Here is a 1,690-nt window from a genome sequence, read left to right on the forward strand (position 1 = left end):
ATTTCCTTTAGGATACCCCAACCTTATAGAAGAACAAATTAAATGAATCAATAGTATGACTGAATTTAATAGTTAAAGTTTTCTTAAGATAAGTCGATAATTAGTTGGTGAGAAAGAATACAAAGGAAGTGAAGACGATGGCTAGTAATCCTTATATTGGTACTTTTCAATTAACTGGCGCCGTTTCGGGAATGGACACACAAGCAATGGTCCAAAAATTAATGGAAGTTGAGCAACAACCTTTAAATAGAGCTCAAGAAAAGTTTGATACCCTTACCTACAAACAAAAACTTTGGATGGAAGTCGACAATAAGTTGGAGGATTTTTATGATTATCTGATCACTTTCAAATTAAAGAGTAATTTGATCCCAAAAAGTGCCACCTCTTCTGACGAAAGTGTATTAACCGCTACTGCTCCTGCGGATGCTGATAATTCAACTTTTTATCTGAAAGTTAATTCTTTGGCTTCTCCTACCGTTCTTTTGGGTGAGGACATTATTTCAACAATTAAAAAAAGTTCAACGATAGGAGAGGTTATAGGTACAACAGGGGATGCAACTTTTACCATAACAAAAGGAAGTGATTCAGATACTATAACCGTTTCAGACAGTGAAACAATTCAAAACCTTATAGACAAAATAAACGGTTCAACCTTGGGAGTAGAAGCAAAATTTGATGATGCAAACGGTAAATTTTTCATTGTCAACAAAGAAAATGGGGCTGTCGATATCAGTGTATCTGCTACTTCGGGATCTAACGGTGAAACCTTAATCATGGACCTGAATTTAAACGGAACACCTGCAGCAGACAGCGATAATACCGTTAGGACCTTAGGTAGTTTGGGAGAGGTTGAATTGTCTTTTGATGGAAGTACACCCATCACCACTTATGGCGACTTAACAGAAAACACTTTGAACGTTTTCGGTACAACAATCGATTTAAAATCAACCTCTAGTAGTTACGTAAAAGTTTCTATTGAACAAGATTTAGATAAGAGTGTTGAAAGTATAAAAGAATTTGTTGATAAGTACAATGAAACGATTAATTATGTGTACGATTTATTACATGAAGACCAAGTTACCGATAAGCCTCCAGAAGAAATGACAGAAGAAGATTATATGAAAGGGATGCTAAAAGGAGACAATAACTTAGAGAAAATATTTTATAATTTAAGAAATATGGTTTACTCCCCTGTAGATATAGAACAATCTGGTTCTCAATATAATGCGCTTTTTGATATCGGGATAACCTCAGGAGATTTAGGGGCGGGTTATGAGAATACAATGAAAGGACTATTGAGCGTCGATGAGGATAAACTTAGAGAGGCTTTGAATACTAATGCCGAAGATGTTTGGAAATTGTTCGCAACAAACGATACTACTAACAAAGAATATGGATATGCTCAATCCGTTCAGAATTATCTGTATGAAGTAACTAAGTTCAATGGCTATATCGATCAAATTGCCGGAACGAGCGGCACCATAGGTAACGAGATGAGGCGGCTAGCGGATGAAATGTCCGATCTATTAGATAGGCTTCAAAGAAAAGAAGCACAATATTATGCACAGTTCTCAGCTATGGAACAAGCCATTCAACAATTGAACGCACAAGGAATGTACATACAAAACGCTTTTTCTAACCAATAGATAAAACAATAACCGGTACTGTTTTTAAAAACAGTACCGGTTAT

Annotated in this window: 1 protein-coding gene; it reads left to right on the plus strand. The window is 35.8% G+C overall.

The window, feature by feature from the left end:
- Positions 1-137 precede the first annotated feature (137 nt).
- Positions 138-1,646: a flagellar filament capping protein FliD gene (fliD, locus tag AA81_RS13005; RefSeq protein ID WP_103078556.1), complete on the plus strand. Its 1,509-nt coding sequence runs from the start codon at positions 138-140 to the stop codon at positions 1,644-1,646.
- The last annotated feature ends 44 nt before the right edge of the window (positions 1,647-1,690 follow it).

Source organism: Petrotoga halophila DSM 16923 (genome assembly GCF_002924615.1).

Bases quoted from the DNA above. Each gene is read 5' to 3' on its own strand.
- fliD (WP_103078556.1), top strand. From the start codon at position 138: ATGGCTAGTAATCCTTATATTGGTACTTTTCAATTAACTGGCGCCGTT.